Origin of the sequence: Streptomyces sp. NPDC087845 (genome assembly GCF_044742755.1) — a bacterium.
GTDB lineage: Bacteria > Actinomycetota > Actinomycetes > Streptomycetales > Streptomycetaceae > Streptomyces.
The window spans coordinates 517,859-535,033 of sequence record NZ_JBIUVC010000002.1 but is presented as its reverse complement, the minus strand read 5'-3'; the positions used below and the strand labels follow the sequence as shown (position 1 = coordinate 535,033).

Below are 17,175 nucleotides of genomic sequence, written 5' to 3'. Positions count from 1 at the left end.
CTTTTAGGGGAATAAAGTCTTTTTATTGACGGCTAAGTTCAGCCGAGATCAACCGAGATCAACTCCGGCGATTCCACATCTTCCAGCATTTCCAATTCCGGCAATTCGGACAAAGTGACACGCTTGGCAATATCGGTTCGAGCCGGAGAAGCGCGCACCGGTAGCCTGGAGGGGTGATTGACCTTCGCCTGCTTCGTGAGGACCCCGACCGTGTTCGCGCCTCCCAGCGCGCCCGTGGAGAGGACGTCGAGCTCGTCGACGCCCTTCTCTCCGCCGACGAGCGGCGCAGGTCGTCCGGCGTCCGCTTCGACGAACTCCGCTCCGAGCAGAAAGCGCTCGGCAAGCTCATCCCCAAGGCTTCGCCCGAGGAGCGCGCCGAGCTCCTGAAGAAGGCCGAGCAGCTGAAGGCCGACGTCAAGGCGGCCGACGCGGCGCAGGACGAGGCCGACGCGGAGGCCAAGCGCCTGATGCTCCGGCTCGGCAACATCGTCCACGAGGACGTGCCGATCGGCGGCGAGGAAGACTTCGTCGTCCTGGAGACGCACGGCACGATCCGTGACTTCGGGGCCGAGGGCTTCGAGCCCAGGGACCACCTGGAGCTCGGCGAGATGCTCGGCGCCATCGACATGGAACGTGGCGCCAAGGTCTCCGGCTCGCGCTTCTACTACCTGACGGGTGTCGGCGCGCTGCTGGAGCTCGCCCTCGTCAACGCGGCGATCGCCCAGGCCACCGAGGCCGGCTTCGTCCCGATGCTCACACCGGCGCTGGTCCGCCCGCGCGCCATGGAGGGCACCGGCTTCCTCGGCCAGGCCGCGGAGAACGTGTACCACCTGGAGAAGGACGACTACTACCTGGTCGGCACCTCCGAGGTCCCGCTCGCCGCGTACCACATGGACGAGATCATCGACGCCGACAAACTGCCGCTGCGGTACGCGGGCTTCTCGCCGTGCTACCGCCGTGAAGCCGGTACGTACGGCAAGGACACCCGGGGCATCTTCCGCGTCCACCAGTTCGACAAGGTGGAGATGTTCTCGTACGTCGATCCGGCGGACGCCGAGGCCGAGCACCGCCGGCTCCTGGACTGGGAGAAGCAGTGGCTCACCGCTCTTGAGCTGCCCTTCCAGGTGATCGATGTCGCCACCGGTGATCTGGGGGCCTCGGCCGCCCGGAAGTTCGACTGCGAGGCGTGGATCCCGACGCAGGGCAAGTACCGCGAGCTGACGTCCGCGTCGAACTGCAACAGCTTCCAGGCGCGCCGACTGTCCGTCCGGATGCGCGACTCCCATGACGGCAAGAAGGTTCTCCAGCCGCTGGCCACGCTGAACGGCACGCTCTGCGCCGTACCGCGCACGATCGTGGCGATCCTGGAGAACCACCAGCTGGCCGACGGTTCGGTGCGGGTGCCAGAGGTGCTCCGGCCGTACCTGGGCGGGCGCGAGGTTCTGGAGCCGGTCGCCAAGTGACCTTTCCGTACAAGCTCGTCGCGACCGATCTCGACGGCACGCTTCTGCGTAACGACGGCACGGTCTCCGAGCGCACCCGTGCGGCGCTGGCCGCGGTCACCGCGGCCGGTGCCGCACACATCATCGTCACCGGCCGCGCGGTCCCGTGGACCCGGCACATCCTGGACGACCTGGGCTACGAGGGGCTCGCGGTCTGCGGCCAGGGCGCGCAGGTCTACCACGCGGGCGAGCACAAGCTGCTGACCTCGCTGACGCTGGACCGGCAGCTCGCCGGTCTCGCGCTGTCCAAGGTCGAGGCCGAGGTCGGCCCGTTGGCACTGGCGGCGAGCCGTGACGGGCTCGACGGCGACGTGCTGGTCGGCCCCGGCTACCGCGTCCAGGAAGGGCCGCTTCCGGCTGTCTTCGCCGAGGACCCGGCCGAGTTGTGGTCGGCTCCCCTGAACAAGGTCTACATCCAGCACCCCGACCTCGACGACGACGCGTTGGCGAAGGCCGCGCGAGCCGCTGTCGGGAACCTGGTGGACGTGGTCATGGCCGGTCCGGGCGTGGTGGAGATCCTGCCGCTGGGGCTGAGCAAGGCGACCGGACTCTCGCTGGCCGCGCGCCGCCTGGGTGTGAAGGCCGTGGACACCCTGGCCTTCGGTGACATGCCGAACGACATCCCGATGTTCGCCTGGGCGCAGCGGGGTGTGGCCATGGCCAACGCACATGAGGATCTGAAGGCCGTGGCTCAGGAGATCACCGCGTCCAACGAGGACGACGGCATCGCTGTGGTGCTGGAACAGCTGCTGTAGCCCGTACGGGCTCGGGCGGCACAGGTACGGTCTCCGACCGGACCGGACCGGGCCCGTAGTCGGAGACCGGACGTGTCGGAGATCAGGCCCGCCGGAGTTCGGGCCTGCCGGAGATCGAGCTTGCCGGAGACCGGGCCCGTACCGGCAGTGGACGGTGCTGCTGCGGAGGATGCGCGGATCGAACGCGCGCGGGGTTCACGGCCCCGACGACGGCTTAGCAAGCCGCTGCCTTACCACTCGGCCAATCCTCCGGGAGGGCGGCCGCGCGTTGCGCGGAGGAACCGCCCCGGGCATCCTGCTCCGATCGGCACGGCGGAGTCGTCGGTGACTACTCCGGTGCCGGCTCGGGCCCGCCCTGCTGGGAACTCGACGGACTCGGACTCTCGGTCATCGTCGCGCTCCTCTCCCGGCCTGTGGCGTGCTTGTCGGCTCGCTGCTGGTCGCGCCGGGGCTTCCGCACCGGCGTCGGCATGTGCTGCACCCACTACTGTGCCCGGCACGGCCTTTCGGTGCCACCCGTTTTCCGGGCATCACCGAAAGACCGCGAACACCGGTCGGATCAGCGCTGCTTGTTGCCTCGGCGGCTCAGATCCTTCAGGTGGCGGGCGAGATCGTCCAACCTGCCGTCGATACGGACGAGGTCCTCGGACACGTGCCCCAGCCGCACGCTCATGGCGCCGACGACCTGATGGGTGACGTCCAGTCTCCGGTCGAGGCTGTCGAGCCGGAGCGACATCCGGTTGAGGACGGGCCCGAGCTCCTGAAGCGCGGCGCCCACTCCGGCGAGGCAGCTCTCGATCCGGGTGACGCGGTGTTCGAGCGAGGTGTAGCCCGCTCGCAGGTCCTGCTCGGCGTCGAGCAGATACGTACGGACGCATCGGGCGATGTCGCTGTCGCGAAGAAGCATCGCGATGTTGAGGACGGTTCTGCGGGTGTAGAGCCTGAGCTGGGTCGCCGCCTGTGGATAACTTCCCGGCCCCTCACCCACCCATAGCGACATCATGTCGCTATGGAAGGAGCGCAGATCAGCGCCGCGGAGCACGCGCATCCCGTTCTCCACGAGCTCGTTCTGATGGCGGTCGGTAAGCCTCCTGACAGCGGTTGTGGATACTTCGAAGTAACGAGCCACGTCCTCTGTGCGAAGGTGAATACCGTCCGGGAGCATGACAAGGCTCTTGACCTTGTCGAGGACATCGACGCGCCCCATCTGCTCGACGCGCAGCGCACGCGATTCGAGCAGGGCGACTTCCGTGGGCATGGGCATGCCTTCCGATCGTGAAACCGATGGCGGACAGCCCTGTCCCGGGCCTGAGGGGCGGAGGACGCTCACGGTTGCCACTCACTCAATGACCGACCCGGCGGGTGCTCCTCGCCGGCATCGGCAATCCCTGTTTCACGAAAGCCACGACGCCACGGATTCCAGTTGCCTCCACGCGCCCTGCCCAACGAACCGATAACCGTACAGTCACGCGTACTGCTGTCCGAAACGCATCAACCCCCGCCCGGCAGGCGAGGGTTGACGTCGGCAGGGGTGACCGGGATCGGAGAGTCAGCCGCGGAGACCCGAGAAGGTGTCCGGAGGCGGGCCCCCGGTCACTCCTCCCCGGCCAGCTTCAGCGTGCGCAGCTTCTGCCCGGCGTACCAGGTCGCCACCACCGTGACCGCCGCCAGCAGGACCGTCGCGACCGGCAGCCCGACGTCGGAGGTGATCGCGCCCGCCCCGCCGACCTTCTCGGCCACCGCGAGGGACCACTGCTGAACGCTGAGCGTGCGCGCCCCCGGCACCAGGGTGCCGAACAGGGCCTCCCACACCAGCGCGTAGACGAGGCCGAAGACGACCGCGTGCCGGCTGACGGTGCCCAGCAGCAGGAACAGCGAGCTGTACGCGATCGAGGCGACCAGTGCCGCGATGGTGTACGCCACCGCGATCTGCTGGCCGTTGCCGTTGAGGATCAGCCCCGCGATCAGCGTGGGCAGTGCGGAGAAGACCATCGTGACGGCGATGGCCACGATCAGCTTGGTGAAGATGATCGTCGGCCGCTTCACCGGCTTGGCCAGCAGATAGACGATCGATCCGTCGTCGATCTCGGGACCGATGGCTCCGGTTCCGGCGATCACGCCGATCAGCGGCACCATCGTGGCGATGGCGAAGCCGCCCAGCACATCCGAGGCGACCTGGTCATCGGCTCCGGCGAAGGTCCGTACCGCCACGGCGATGATCACCAGCAATGCCGGCAGGACGAAGAGGATGGCGGCCCGGCGCCGGCCGAGCAGGGCCCGGTAGGTGAGCCGGGCGACTGTGGGGTCGTACATGACGCTTCACAGCTCCTTTCAGGCCACTACTCAGGCCGCTACGAGATAGGAAAAGACCGATTCGAGGGACTCGTCGGACGGCGAAACGGTCAGAAGGCGAATTCCGTGCTCACGTGCGACCTTGGGCAGCAGCTCGGTGAAGCGTCCGAAATCGACCGCCTGGATGCGCAGGGCCTGTTCGCCGAGGTCCACCTCGATACCGGCCGTCGACGGGTCGGCGATGAGCGCGGCGGCGAGGGCGCGGTCGTCACTGGAACGTACGAGATAGCGGTGCGGGCGGTCCGTCATCAGCCGGCGGATCTTCCGGAAGTCACCGGACGCCGCGTGCCGCCCCGCCACGATCACCTCGATGTGCGAGGCGAGTTGTTCCACCTCTTCGAGGATGTGGGAGGAGAAGAGCACGGTACGGCCCTGGGCCCCCATCCGCCGCAGCAGCTCCATCAGCTGCATCCGCTGGCGCGGGTCCATCCCGTTGAACGGCTCGTCGAGCAGCAGCACCGATGGTTCGTGGACCAGGGCGGACGCCATCTTCACGCGCTGGCGCATGCCCTTGCTGTACGTCGAGATCTTGCGGTCCTGCGCGTACTCCATCTCGACCGTGGCCAGCGCCTTCTGCGCCTCCGCGTCGCCGAGCCCCTGCAACTCGGCGTTGGCGACGACGAATTCGCGGCCGGTCAGGAAGTCGTACATCCCTTCCCGCTCCGGCACGATCCCGATCTCCTTGTACACCGCTTCATTGCGCCAGATCGCCTGGCCGTCGAGCGTGACGGTCCCTGTCGACGGTGCGAGGAAACCGGCCATCATATTGATCAGCGTGGACTTCCCCGCGCCGTTGGGGCCGAGCAGCCCGGTGACGCCCGGGCCCACCGTCATGCTCACGTCGTTGACGGCGACCACATTGCCGAACCAGCGCGAGGTGTGGTCGATCTCGATGGTGGTCACAGCCCGACCCTCCGGTAGCGGCGCATCAGTACGGCGTACGAGCCGGCGATGAGCGCGAGAACAACGATCAGATAGACCAGGCCGGCCCCCGCTCCCGGGCCTTCCCCTCCGGGGAAGGCCGTATTGGCTCCGAGGAACGCGGTCTGCACACCGTCGATCAGCGTGATGGGGGAGAAGAGCCCCAGCCACTCGATGGCCCCGGCGGAATCCGTCTGCCAGGCGATGGCCTGGACCGTGGAGACCGCACCGTAGGAGATGGTCAGCACGGCGATCACCGCGGCGACACCGAAACCGCGGCGCGGCGTCAGCGCGGCCATCACCAGCCCGAGTCCGGCGAAGAGCACGGAGAGCAGCGCCACCGAGACCATCCCCTGTCCGAACCCCTTGGTCTGCTCGACGAAGTCGAACTTCCCGAGCAGCGCGCCCGCATAGAGGATGACGAGCGGCGCCCCGGTGAGGATGAAGAGCGCGGACGCCATGGCTGCCAGCTTCGCGACGACGTAGTCGCCCCGCTCGATCGGCCGTGAGAAATACAGCGGCACGCTCTTGAAGCGCAGGTCCCGGGAGACCGACTGCGGTGCCTGCGCGGCCAGGAAGAGGCCAATGACGGCCTGCAGGTAGATCGCGAACGCCGTGTACTTGATCGGCAGTGCCGTGCTCCCAGGGGTGGCGATGGCGACGGCGACGATGATCGCCGCGATCATGCACATCACTCCGAAGAGCAGCATCGGCAGCACCTTGGACTTGGCGGAACGCCCCAGTCCGAAGGAGCCCCGCAGGGACTGCGAGTAGAGCGAGCGCCGCGCGTAGCCGCGGCCCAGCCGCTTGCCGTCGTAGGAGCGGTATCCGATGTTGTGGATCCGGGAGGTCTCGCTCCCGCTCACGGCCCCGGTCTCAGTGCTCATCACCGACCGTTCCCCTTCTGCTGTACGGCCCCGGCGCCCGCGGACGCGGTCTGTGCCACGGCCGCGGCCTGCGGATCCCCTTCGGTATGGAAGACCTCGGCGATGTGGTGGCGTCGCTGCTCCATCCGTACGAGACCGAGTCCGAGCCCGGCGACGCTGTCGCGCACGATGTCGTACGTCTCCTCGCCGGTCGCCTCGATCAGCAGGATGTGGCCCGCGCCGGGAAGCCCCTGTCCGTCGAGGCCGTCGAGGCCCACGAGCGTGACTCCGGCTCCGGTGAGGGCCCGGCGCAGCGCGTCGGTGCCGTCCGGGTGGGTGTCGCTGTCGGTGACCTCGACCGCGAGGGTCGTGGTGGTCTGGGTGAAGTCGCTGGTGGAGCTGGAGCGCAGGAGTGCGCCGCCGTCGATGACGACGACGTGGTCACAGGTGCGTTCGAGCTCGCCCAGGAGGTGCGAGGTGACCAGGACCGAAATGCCGAAGTCCGTGTACACGCGGCGGATCAGCCCGAGCATCTCGTCGCGGCCGACCGGGTCCAGACCGTTGGTCGGCTCGTCGAGCAGGACCAGCTGCGGGTCGTGGACCAGCGCCTGGGCCAGCTTCACGCGCTGCTTCATGCCGGTCGAGTAGCCGCCGATGGGGCGGTAGCGCTCTTCGTAGAGACCGACGTGGCGCAGTGTGTCCGCGGTGCGCTCGCGTGCGGCCGTCGGTGGCAGTCCGGACATCCGCGCCATGTGGACGACGAACTCGGTGGCCGAGACGTCCGGTGGCAGGCAGTCGTGCTCGGGCATGTAGCCGACCCGTTCCCGGATGGCGGCGCCACTGGTGGCGACGTCGAGCCCAAGCACCGCGGCCCGGCCTTCGGTGGCGGGGGACAGGCCCAGCAGGATCTTGATCAATGTGGACTTGCCGGCTCCGTTGGAACCCACCAGGCCGGTCACACCGGGTCCGATGTCCAGGGAGAGCCGGTCAAGCGCGGTCACCCGGGGGAACCGCTTGCTCAGGCTTTCGGTCGCGATCACAGTCACGTCCTCGACGATAGTGGCGCGGGCCACAGCGGACGTCAGCCCAGGCGGTTGGATCCGCATCCGTCTCCAGGCGTACGGACCCGTAGGGGGCCACCACAGGGGAGGAGTACTGGGGTCGGGGGCCGGGCGCCCCGGAGTTGTCCACAGGTCTCCGCACGCCTCTTGACGTAGTCGCCGGACATTGTCACATTCATCAGTGTCACGTTACGGACACGTACCGCACACGGCAGGGAACGGACGGTGGCATGACCTCGGCAGTGAAGGACGGACGGGCCCCGGAGCTGCGGGGGTTCAGAGAGGTGCAGCGTCTCGCGTACGACTGCGCGGAGGCGGTCGCCGCCCGGCTCGGGCCGGGGGTGACCGAGCGCGAGGCGGCCCGGATGCAGCGCGACTGGCTGCGCGAGCGCGGGGTGCGGGACTGGTTCCACCTCCCCTTCGCCTGGTTCGGGGACCGCACGGCCTTCGCCGGCTTCAAGGTGCCCCTGCAGTTCTTCCCGACCAACCGGAAGCTGGAGCCGGGGATGCCGTTCATCCTCGACATGGCCCCGGTGTACAAGGGCTTCACGGCGGACATCGGCTACTCCGGCTGCCTCGGGCTCAATCCCCTGCACGACAAGCTCCTGGCCGATCTGGAGGTCCACCGCGAGCTGATTCTGCGCGAGGTGCGGGAGCGGCGTTCGCTGCGCGAGATCTACGAGGACGTCGAACGCCAGATGATCAAGCAGGGGTACGCCAACAGGCATCGCGCCTACCCCTTCGGCGTCATCGCCCACAAGGTCGACCGCGTCACCGAGCGCCGCTGGTCGCCACGTGTGTTCGGCTTCGGAACCCAGTCGCTCAAGGGACTCCTGAGCGACGCGGTGCACGGACACCGGGACGGCTGGTCGCCGCTGTGGAGTCCGTACCGCTTCTCCGACCACCCGCCGCAGCCCGGTCTGTGGGCGGTCGAACCCCACCTCGGATTCCGGGGTACGGGCGCCAAGTTCGAGGAGATCCTGGTGGTCACCGACTCCAAGGACCCCGAGCAGAGCGCCTTCTGGCTGGACGACGATCTGCCGCACGTGCGGCGCTGGGCCGAGGAGAGGGTGGCGGCATGAGTCCGCAGAGTCTGCCGGAGGCGCGCGAGCGCCGGGTTCGCACGGGCGGAATCGAGCTGTGCGTAGCCGAGTTGGGCGACGAGGCGCGGCCGACGATCGTCCTCGTCCACGGCTACCCGGACAGCAAGGAGGTCTGGACGGACGTGGCGCGGCGGCTGGCCGATCAGTGGCACGTCGTGCTGTACGACGTGCGCGGGCACGGCCGGTCCACAGCGCCGAAGCCGCTGCGCGGCGGCTTCACCCTGGAGAAGCTCACCGATGACTTCCTGGCCGTCGCCGACGCGGTGAGCCCGGACCGGCCGGTGCACCTGGTGGGGCACGACTGGGGGTCGGTCCAGTCCTGGGAGTTCGTCACGGTCAAGCGGACCGAGGGCCGGATCGCCTCGTTCACCTCGATGTCCGGGCCGTCCCTGGACCACTTCGGGCACTGGATCAAGCAGCGGGTGACCCGGCCCACCCCGCGCCGGGTCGGCCAGCTGCTGGGCCAGGGGGCCAAGTCCTGGTACGTCTACATGCTGCATACTCCGGTGCTGCCCGAGCTCGCCTGGCGCGGCCCGCTCGGCAGGCAGTGGCCGAGGATCCTCCAGCGGCTGGAAAAGGTGCCCGCGGGCGACTACCCGACGTCCTCCCTGCCCAGCGATGCGGCGCACGGCGCCTGGCTCTACCGCGACAACGTCCGGACCCGGCTGCGCAGGCCCCGCACCGACGCCTACGCGCACGTACCGGTCCAGCTGATCACACCGACCGACGACATCTTCCTGTCACAGAAGCTGTACGACCAGTTGGAGCTGTGGGCACCTCAGTTGCTACGCCGTTCCCTGCCGGGCAAGCACTGGGTGCCGCGCACCAGGCCGGACCGGCTCGCCTCCTGGATCGGCGAGTTCGCCGCCGCCAACGAGGAGGCGCTGGCGGACGGCCGACCGGTGCAGGACATCGCGCCGACCGGGGCGTACGCGGACCGGTTCGGCGGGCAACTGGTCCTGGTGACGGGCGCGGCCGGCGGCATCGGCCGGGCCACCGCGTTCGCCTTCGCCGAGGCGGGCGCCCGGGTGGTGGCCGTGGACCGGGACGGGGAGGGAGCGGCCAGGACGGCGGAGATGGCCCGGCTGATCGGCTCCCCCGCGGCCTGGGGCGAAGCGGTCGACGTCAGCGACGAGCAGGCGATGGAGAAGCTCGCCGAGAAGGTCGCCGCCGAGTACGGCATCGTCGACGTCCTGGTCAACAACGCCGGGATCGGCCTGTCCGGCTCCTTCCTGGAGACGACGAGCGAGGACTGGAAGAACGTCCTCGACGTCAATCTGTGGGGGGTCATCCACGGCTGCCGGATCTTCGGCGGGCAGATGGCCGAACGCGGCCAGGGCGGCCACATCGTCAACACTGCTTCCGCGGCCGCCTACCAGCCCTCCCGGGCTCTGCCCGCGTACAGCACCTCCAAGGCGGCCGTGCTGATGCTCAGCGAGTGCCTGCGGGCCGAGCTCGCCGACCGGTCGATCGGGGTCAGCGCGATCTGCCCCGGCATCGTCAACACGAACATCACCGCGACGACGCACTTCGCCGGCGCCGACGCCGCGGAGGAGAAGCGGCTGCAGAAGCGGACCAGCCGCTTGTACGGGCTCCGCAACTACCCGCCGGAGAGGGTCGCCGACGCGATCCTCAAGGCGGTGGTGCGCAACCAGGCCGTCGTGCCGGTGACTCCGGAGGCCCGCGGTGCCCGGTTCCTGTCCCGGTTCAGCCCCGGTGCGCTGCGCGGGATCGCCCGGCTGAAGCCGCCGCTGTGAGCGGCCGTGAGCAGCCGCCGTCGGCGGCGGCCGGCCGGTCCGCCGCCGAGTACCGGATCGAGGACCTGGCGCATGCGAGCGGCGCCACGGTCCGTACGATCCGCGCCTACCAGGACCGCGGCCTGCTGCCGACACCGGAGCGGCGCGGCCGGGCCAATGTGTACCGCGACACCCACCTCGCCCGGCTCCGGCAGATCGCCGATCTGCTGGACCGCGGCTACACCCTGGCCAGCATCAAGGAACTTCTGGAGGCATGGGACACGGGCCGCGGTCTGGGCGGGGTGCTCGGGCTCGTCGCGGAGGTGCACGGCCCCTGGACGGACGAGCAGGCCGACCGGATCACCCGGGCCGAGCTGAACGCCAGGTTCGGCGGCAGCCCGGACGACGAGGCGGTCGCCGAGGCGGTGGACCTCGGTGTACTCGAACGTGTCCCGGGGCGAGAGGACGAATTCCTGGTACCCAGCCCACAAGAGCTCGCCGTCGCCGTCGAGTTGCACGCCGCCGGTGTCCCTCTCAGCGCAATCTCCGTCCATCTGAGGGAACTTCGCGGCCAGGTCGAGCAGATCGCCTCGCGGTTCCTGGAGTTCACCACCGAGCACGTCTTCGCACGCTATCTGGGTCATCGTCCGCCGACGGACTCGGACGCGGCGGAGGCGGCCACCATGGTGCGCAGGCTTCGCCCGCTCGCCCAGCAGACGGTGGACGCCGAACTCGCGCGGGCGATGCGGACGTTCGCCACCCGCCATCTGCGGCACCACCTCGGCACGGATGCCCCGCTCGCTCCCGAGGTCCCGGTGTCCGGAACGCGCGCGGTGGACCTGCCGGCTCAGACGATCCGGGCCGTACAACGGCTGGTTGGACCGCAGAACGTCTCCGCGTTCGTCGCGGCTGCTGCGGAACGCGAGGTGCAGTCAAGGACATTGGACACACTTGCCGCATCTCACAATAAAATAAGGCCAATTGATCAAATCGGTTGATTCTTCGGCGACTTGTCCACAGAATCGCCAAGTAGCCTGTGGATAACTCGTGTTGGCTGTGGATCAAACCCGTGGACGAAAATTGCCACAGCGAATAAAATTGCTGTAGTGAATCGGGGTGAAATTCGGATGCCCCCAGCAGACCGTCGACGGCACTCTGACGGAATGGACGAAAAACGCACCGTCAAGGTGTCCAAGTACCTCTCGAAGCACCTGCGGCACCAGCCGGAACGGATCGGCATCACGCTCGACCCCCACGGCTGGGTGCCGATCGACGAACTGCTGCGCGCCACGGCCCGCAACAGCTTTCCCCTCACCCGGAGTGAGCTCGATCATGTAGTGGCCGTCAACGACAAACAGCGCTTCGCCGTCGAGAACGGCCGCATTCGTGCGAGCCAGGGCCACACCGTCCCCGTGGATCTCGCTCTCCCGCCGGCCGAGCCGCCCGCGTACCTCTACCACGGCACGGTGGGCAGCGCGCTGGACGCGATCCGCGGCGAGGGCCTGCGCCCCATGAACCGCACGCACGTCCACCTCTCGCCCGACCGCGAGACCGCGACCAGGGTCGGTGCCCGGCGCGGCCGCCCCGTGGTCCTGTCCGTGGACTCGGGCGCCATGCACCGTGCGGGTCACACCTTCTGCGTCAGCGCCAACGGCGTCTGGCTCACCGCCGCCGTACCGCCCGCGTTCCTGCGCTTCCGCGACTGATCCCCGGCCGGCCCGCCAAGGCCCGGTGCGCCGCCACGGACACGGGCCCGCCCATGTCGGCCCCGTATGGTCGTAGTCATGCGTCTGAGCACTGTGATTCTGCCGATCCACCGCTGGAGCGAGGGCCAAAAGCTCTGGCAGCGCGCCGAGGAGCTGGAGTTCCACGCCGCCTACACCTACGACCACCTGGCCTGGCGGACCTTCCGCGACGGGCCATGGTTCGGCGCGGTACCGACCCTCACCGCCGCTGCCGCCGCCACCCAGCGGCTGCGCCTGGGCACCCTCGTCACCTCAGTCAAGCCTTGTTCACCTATCGCGGCCTGACCTGTGACTTCAGCGATATCTGCTCGTGCCTCCACGGCCCAGACGTCGGCAGCACCCTGGTCGACGAGGGACTGGACTGAAGCCATGACAGAGGCCGGTCAACTCACGCTCGTGCCACGGTCCGGCCACTGACCGCGCTCCTCGCGCATCGCGTTGATCTTCCAGGACGCCTTGAGGAACGAGTAGTCCGTCCGGCCGTCGTCGGCCGAACACGTGCGGGATTCCTTGTCCATGGTCAGGTGTCGCGAAAAGCTGTCCGGATCGTCCCCGAACTCGTAGCGGACCAGCTCCGCTTCCCCGGAGATCTTCCGGAAGTAGACGAGTGCGGCCACACCACTCACCCTCAAAGTCTTCCCGCTTGTTCAGCGGCACGGAATCCTGCCAATTGTACGTTTCGTTGGCGACCCGATGCGCTTCCTGGTAGGTCGCTCCGGGGTTCTCCCGGAGGTAGGTGAGCTCGGCCAGCTCGTGCTCCAGCAGGAGTCTGCCCTCGGGCAGAGAGTTCCCGGATCTCAAGCGAATCCACGCATCTGCGATCTCCGCATCGGCGTCGGACTTGCGCACGACGACCTTCCCTGTTTCGTAGTCCTCGATGGGGTGTTCCGTGTCGAAGACATGCTTCTTGATCGCCGTGGTCTCCTCCGAGGAGAATCCCGTCGCTCCGTTGTCGCGAGCCAGCCCCTGCGTGTGGTTGCTGATGGCGTCGATGTCCCGCGAGTCCCGCATGAAGTCCGCGTACGCGTCCTCGGCCCACCGTGCTGGGCGGCATCGTCCAGGATGTCCCTCGGACATCTGCCGGCACCTGTCAGCCACTCGTCGGAGTGCCGGATCCCGGATTGGGCCGCCCCTTCACGTCCTTCCCGTGCGGCGACGCGCAGTCCCGCCCGGGCCCCGCCGAATACGAGCAGGTCCAATCTGCGGGCGACGTCCAGCCATACGGTCGTGCCACGGTGCCGACGGGAGAGCTTTGAGAGGGCCTCGCGGGCGCTTCACGGTGACTACCGGCTGCCGGCGGCGAGCCTGCTGAGGCGGTCGCCGATGACGGAAACGCCCGGACGGGGCTCGTTCTCGTAGTACCAGGGCTTGCGTCGGCGCAGCAGCGTCTCACCATGCTCGCTCCAGGTGAAGCCGGGTTTCCGCAGGAGCTTCCGGAACACCTCGTCAGCGGTCTTCGGGTGAACGGCGGCCAGACGGCGGATCGGCAATGGCGCGATCGACTCCTCACGCAGGTACGTGCGCAGCAGATCCTGGTGTCGCCTGCGGCCCGTGAGGGCGGGATCCGCGAAGAGGTCCCGCAGCATCCCGTAGTCGGCGTAGAAGTTGAGCCCGTCGATCCGGTCGTAGATGACACCGATGGTGTCCGAGTCCGCCAGTTCCGGCGGAAGTTCGAAGAAGGGCAGGTCCAGGCAAGGGAGCCGACTGCGCCGGGCACGGCCGGGCTGTGCGGCGACGGCAGCCTCCTGACGGTGGCGGTAGTAGGCGTTGAGGAGGTCCTCGGCTTCGGCAGGCGAAAGGACCAGCTCGTCGCTGCCGCAGAACTCTACGAACGCGGCCCGGTCCTCCCGCATCCGCTGCCACCCCTGCTCGATCTTTTCGGGGTTGCGGAAGACCAGCTCGGGTTGGCTGGTGGCCAGTTCGAGCGCCGCCTGTGCGATGTCGGTGGCACTGGACCTGGGGTAGTACGACATCGCCCCGGACACCAGCCACGCCCCGTCGCCCGGGTGGACGGGTACCAGGCAGGTGTGGAGGAATCCCCCCTTGGACACTCCGCGGAACGCCGCCGGCCCGACATTCGAGTACGTGCGGTACTCCAGGTCGTCGACAAGGTTCAGCAGGACGACGGCATCCCCGTCCTTGCGCTGGATCTCGAAGATGCCCTCGACCGGGTCACGCCAGCCGAGCAGCATCTCCCGGTCGGCCGCGGTCAAGTCCTTCCGTCCGGCGACGAACCGGTCCACCACGGTCGAACCGTCCGGCAGGCGATACCGCAGGATGAAGTGGTCGGTGATCCGGATCGCCTCACCTTCGTCCAGCTGCCTTGCGGGCCCAGCGGCATCCAGCAGGAGGGGCGTCAACCACCGGTCGAAGCAGGCGCTCTGAGCGAAGGTGACCAGTTTCCCTTTCAACTCGGCGCTGTGCTCGATGAGATCGGCCAGCGACGGTTCACCGGCACCGTGATACGCGCCTTGTGCGGCCTCAGCCACGTTCAGCCCTTTCGTACGAACCATTTCCGCGTGAAGTGAGAGGTGCCCGGCCTCAACCGGCCCAGTGGCGGTACGCCTCGATCCAGTCCGCCCCCTCGGGCGCCGGGCTGGGCAACGGCAGCTCCAGGATGCCGATCGACTGCCGGACACGGCCACGAGAGCACAGGGCGACGATCCTGCCGTCGGACGTGAGGTCGACGCCGTGCACAGTTGCCTCGACGCCGAGAACCGCGGTGGTGAAGGGCAGGTCGAGGCACTCCTCAAGCATGGTGAACAGACCGGTCAGCTGCTCGTCCTCGTTGTAGGCGTCGACAGTCGCCTCTTCGATCATGGCCTCGAGTTCGGTCCTACCCAGTGTGCCCATGACGCCACGGTAGCGACCCCATCGCGACGTCGGCGTGGCTTCCCGGATCTGCTCCGTCGGCATATCCGTGGCAGCAGGAAGCACGCGTATCGTCGGGGGCATGCGTCTGAGCACGGTGATCCTCCCCATCCACCGGTGGGCCGAAGGACAGAAGATCTGGCAGCGGGCCGAACACCTCGGGTTCCATACCGCGTACACGTACGACCACCTCTCCTGGCGGACCTTCCGCGACGGGCCATGGTTCGGCGCGGTACCGACCCTCACCGCCGCTGCCGCCGCCACCCAGCGGCTGCGCCTGGGCACCCTCGTCACCTCCCCGAATTTCCGGCACCCCGTCACGCTGGCCAAGGACCTCATCACGCTGGACGACGTCTCCCACGGCCGCGTCACCCTGGGCATCGGCGCCGGCGGCAATGGATTCGACGCCACGACGCTGCGCCGGAGCGACGAGGAGGCGTGGACGCCGCGCGAACGAGCCGATCACTTCGACGAGTTCGTACCGCTGCTCGACCAGCTGCTGCGCGAGCCCTCGGTGACGTACGAAGGCCGTTTCTACGCGGCGAACGAGGCCCGGAACATCCCCGGCTGTGTGCAGCGGCCCCGGCTGCCCTTCGCGGTGGCCGCCACCGGGCCGCGCGGAATGAAGCTCGCCGCGCGGTACGGCCAGGCCTGGGTCACCACGGGCGACCCGAAGCTGTACGAAGCGGGAACCCCGGAGCAGTCCGTGGAGGCCATCCGCGGGCAGCTCACCAAGCTGGGCACGGCCTGCGAGTCCCTCGGCAGGGACGTCACCGAGCTGGACAAGGTCCTTCTCACCGGCTTCACGCCGGACCGCCCGCTGCAGTCCTTCGACGCCTTCGTGGATTTCGCCGGCACCCACTTCGAGCTGGGCTTCACGGAGATCGTCATTCACTGGCCGATCCCCGACTCCGACTTCGCCGCGGACGAGAAGATCTTCGAACGCATCGCCACCGAGGGCCTGGCCCAGCTCGGCCGCTGACCGGGCGCCCGGCTCGGGCCGGCGCGGGCCGGGCTGGACCGGACCGGGCTGGGCTGGACCCCAGCTCAAAACCGGCTCAAAACCGGCTCGAAACCGGCTGGGTCCGGTCCCGGCCCCGGCCCGGCTCCTGTACAAGCGCCCAACGGGCCGGGGCGACCACTCGGGCCCGTTGGCATATGCGCCAGGCATGTTCCCCGGTCAGCGGCGCGCAGCCTCATATGTGCGCCCCTCCGCACGACCGTGCACCGTCGTACGTGAGAATAGGCGTGTGACCTCAGCTACCGACTCGCCTTCGCCTGCCGTTCCCCGGCTGATCGCCACCGACCTGGACGGCACCCTTCTGCGCGACGACAAGACCGTCTCGGACCGTACGGTCGCCGCGCTCGCCGCGGCCGAGGAGGCCGGGATCGAGGTCTTCTTCGTCACCGGACGCCCGGCCCGCTGGATGGATGTCGTCAGCGACCATGTCCACGGCCACGGCCTGGCGATCTGCGCGAACGGCGCCGCGGTCGCCGATCTCCACGCGGACGGCAAGCTGGTCAAGGTCCGCCCGCTGGAGCGCGACATCGCCCTCGACGTCGTGCACACCCTGCGCGCCGCCGCCCCCGGCACCTCCTTCGCCGTCGAGCTGGCCACGGGCATCCACTACGAACCGGCCTACCCGCCCCTCCACCTGGACCCGGGTGCCACCGTCGCCGTTGCCGAGAAGCTGCTCCACGAGGAGGCGCCGGGCACCGGCGCCCCCGTACTGAAGCTCCTCGCCCACCACGCCGAACTGACTCCGGACGACTTCCTCGCCCTGGCCCGTGCGGCAGCCGGCGACCGGGCCTCCTTCACCCGGTCCAGCCCCACAGCCCTGCTCGAAATCAGTGGCCCGGGGGTCTCCAAGGCCAGCACCCTGGCACTCTGCTGCGCCGAGCGCGGCATCTCGCCCGCCGAGGTCGTCGCCTTCGGCGACATGCCCAACGACGTGGAGATGCTCAGCTGGGCAGGCACGTCGTACGCGATGGGCAACGCCCACCCGGCCGCCCTCGCCGCCGCGTCCGGCCGGACCGCCACCAACGGCGACGACGGGGTCGCCGTCGTCATCGAACGGATCCTCGCCGAGCGCCGGATGCCCGGCGCTCAGCACTGATCCCACCACTGAGGCCACCGCCGAGGCCCGGCCCCTCCGGCCCCTCCGCCGGAGGCCGGGCCACCGGGCCACCGGACCGCCGGACCGCCGGACCACTGAGGGATCGGGCCCCTGAATTGCCGGGCCCGAATTCCCGGGCCCTGAAT

At 68.8% G+C, this 17,175-nt stretch carries 17 protein-coding genes and 1 tRNA gene; 9 read left to right on the top strand and 9 right to left on the bottom strand.

The window, feature by feature from the left end; translation table 11 throughout:
- Positions 1–173: 173 nt before the first annotated feature.
- Positions 174–1,463 carry a serine--tRNA ligase gene (gene serS, locus ACIOMQ_RS08045; protein WP_362201627.1) on the top strand — a complete coding sequence of 430 codons (1,290 nt, stop codon included), beginning with the start codon at positions 174–176 and terminating at the stop codon, positions 1,461–1,463.
- Entirely contained in the window at positions 1,460–2,257 is a 798-nt protein-coding gene (locus ACIOMQ_RS08040) for an HAD family hydrolase (RefSeq protein ID WP_362201630.1), read from the top strand. The genes serS and ACIOMQ_RS08040 overlap by 4 nt, the downstream gene beginning before the upstream one ends.
- A 163-nt stretch (positions 2,258–2,420) precedes the next feature.
- Here ACIOMQ_RS08040 and ACIOMQ_RS08035 read toward each other — a convergent pair.
- The 6 genes from ACIOMQ_RS08035 to ACIOMQ_RS08010 all read right to left on the bottom strand — a co-directional run bounded on the left by ACIOMQ_RS08035 (position 2,421) and on the right by ACIOMQ_RS08010 (position 7,469).
- A tRNA-Ser gene (locus ACIOMQ_RS08035) sits at positions 2,421–2,508 on the bottom strand.
- A gap of 308 nt (positions 2,509–2,816) precedes the next feature.
- Positions 2,817–3,515, bottom strand: coding sequence for a hypothetical protein (locus ACIOMQ_RS08030; RefSeq protein ID WP_401262618.1), 699 nt, complete (start codon positions 3,513–3,515; stop codon positions 2,817–2,819).
- 335 nt (positions 3,516–3,850) lie between these two features.
- Complete coding sequence (locus ACIOMQ_RS08025; protein ID WP_362201633.1) at positions 3,851–4,570, bottom strand: ABC transporter permease; 720 nt, start codon at positions 4,568–4,570, stop codon at positions 3,851–3,853.
- Positions 4,571–4,600: 30 nt separating this feature from the next.
- Positions 4,601–5,512: an ABC transporter ATP-binding protein gene (locus ACIOMQ_RS08020; RefSeq protein ID WP_389792473.1), complete on the bottom strand. Its 912-nt coding sequence runs from the start codon at positions 5,510–5,512 to the stop codon at positions 4,601–4,603.
- Complete coding sequence (locus ACIOMQ_RS08015; protein WP_362201639.1) at positions 5,509–6,417, bottom strand: ABC transporter permease; 909 nt, start codon at positions 6,415–6,417, stop codon at positions 5,509–5,511. The genes ACIOMQ_RS08020 and ACIOMQ_RS08015 overlap by 4 nt, the downstream gene beginning before the upstream one ends.
- On the bottom strand, positions 6,417–7,469 hold the full coding sequence (locus tag ACIOMQ_RS08010; protein WP_401261930.1) for an ABC transporter ATP-binding protein: 1,053 nt from the start codon (positions 7,467–7,469) through the stop codon (positions 6,417–6,419). The genes ACIOMQ_RS08015 and ACIOMQ_RS08010 overlap by 1 nt, the downstream gene beginning before the upstream one ends.
- A 218-nt stretch (positions 7,470–7,687) precedes the next feature.
- Here ACIOMQ_RS08010 and ACIOMQ_RS08005 point away from each other — a divergent pair, with 218 nt between their 5' ends.
- From ACIOMQ_RS08005 to ACIOMQ_RS07985, 5 genes are all read left to right on the top strand, one after another.
- The gene (locus ACIOMQ_RS08005) at positions 7,688–8,539 is read left to right on the top strand and encodes a M24 family metallopeptidase (protein ID WP_362201642.1); all 852 of its coding nucleotides are present in this window, start codon (positions 7,688–7,690) and stop codon (positions 8,537–8,539) included.
- Positions 8,536–10,317 (top strand): SDR family oxidoreductase, encoded by a 1,782-nt coding sequence (locus ACIOMQ_RS08000; protein ID WP_402188233.1) that lies wholly within the window; start codon positions 8,536–8,538, stop codon positions 10,315–10,317. The genes ACIOMQ_RS08005 and ACIOMQ_RS08000 overlap by 4 nt, the downstream gene beginning before the upstream one ends.
- Entirely contained in the window at positions 10,314–11,294 is a 981-nt protein-coding gene (locus ACIOMQ_RS07995; protein WP_401985892.1) for a MerR family transcriptional regulator, read from the top strand. The genes ACIOMQ_RS08000 and ACIOMQ_RS07995 overlap by 4 nt, the downstream gene beginning before the upstream one ends.
- Before the next feature lie 165 nt (positions 11,295–11,459).
- Entirely contained in the window at positions 11,460–12,002 is a 543-nt protein-coding gene (locus ACIOMQ_RS07990) for an RNA 2'-phosphotransferase (protein WP_362201651.1), read from the top strand.
- Between the two features lie 78 nt (positions 12,003–12,080).
- Positions 12,081–12,326, top strand: coding sequence for an LLM class flavin-dependent oxidoreductase (locus ACIOMQ_RS07985; RefSeq protein ID WP_362201654.1), 246 nt, complete (start codon positions 12,081–12,083; stop codon positions 12,324–12,326).
- Between the two features lie 98 nt (positions 12,327–12,424).
- Here the strand turns inward: ACIOMQ_RS07985 and ACIOMQ_RS07980 are convergent, their stop codons facing one another.
- The 3 genes from ACIOMQ_RS07980 to ACIOMQ_RS07970 all read right to left on the bottom strand — a co-directional run bounded on the left by ACIOMQ_RS07980 (position 12,425) and on the right by ACIOMQ_RS07970 (position 14,894).
- Positions 12,425–12,667 carry a hypothetical protein gene (locus tag ACIOMQ_RS07980; protein ID WP_401755038.1) on the bottom strand — a complete coding sequence of 81 codons (243 nt, stop codon included), beginning with the start codon at positions 12,665–12,667 and terminating at the stop codon, positions 12,425–12,427.
- 657 nt (positions 12,668–13,324) lie between these two features.
- Positions 13,325–14,530, bottom strand: a complete 1,206-nt coding sequence (locus ACIOMQ_RS07975) for a hypothetical protein (RefSeq protein ID WP_362201660.1) — start codon at positions 14,528–14,530, stop codon at positions 13,325–13,327.
- A 52-nt stretch (positions 14,531–14,582) separates the two neighbouring features.
- Positions 14,583–14,894 (bottom strand): hypothetical protein, encoded by a 312-nt coding sequence (locus ACIOMQ_RS07970; protein WP_401939432.1) that lies wholly within the window; start codon positions 14,892–14,894, stop codon positions 14,583–14,585.
- A gap of 100 nt (positions 14,895–14,994) precedes the next feature.
- Between ACIOMQ_RS07970 and ACIOMQ_RS07965 the strand changes: the two genes are divergently transcribed.
- Together ACIOMQ_RS07965 and ACIOMQ_RS07960 are read left to right on the top strand one after the other, a co-directional pair.
- Positions 14,995–15,894: an LLM class flavin-dependent oxidoreductase gene (locus ACIOMQ_RS07965; RefSeq protein WP_362201665.1), complete on the top strand. Its 900-nt coding sequence runs from the start codon at positions 14,995–14,997 to the stop codon at positions 15,892–15,894.
- 268 nt (positions 15,895–16,162) lie between these two features.
- Entirely contained in the window at positions 16,163–17,029 is an 867-nt protein-coding gene (locus ACIOMQ_RS07960; protein WP_401939429.1) for a Cof-type HAD-IIB family hydrolase, read from the top strand.
- Positions 17,030–17,175: the final 146 nt, after the last annotated feature.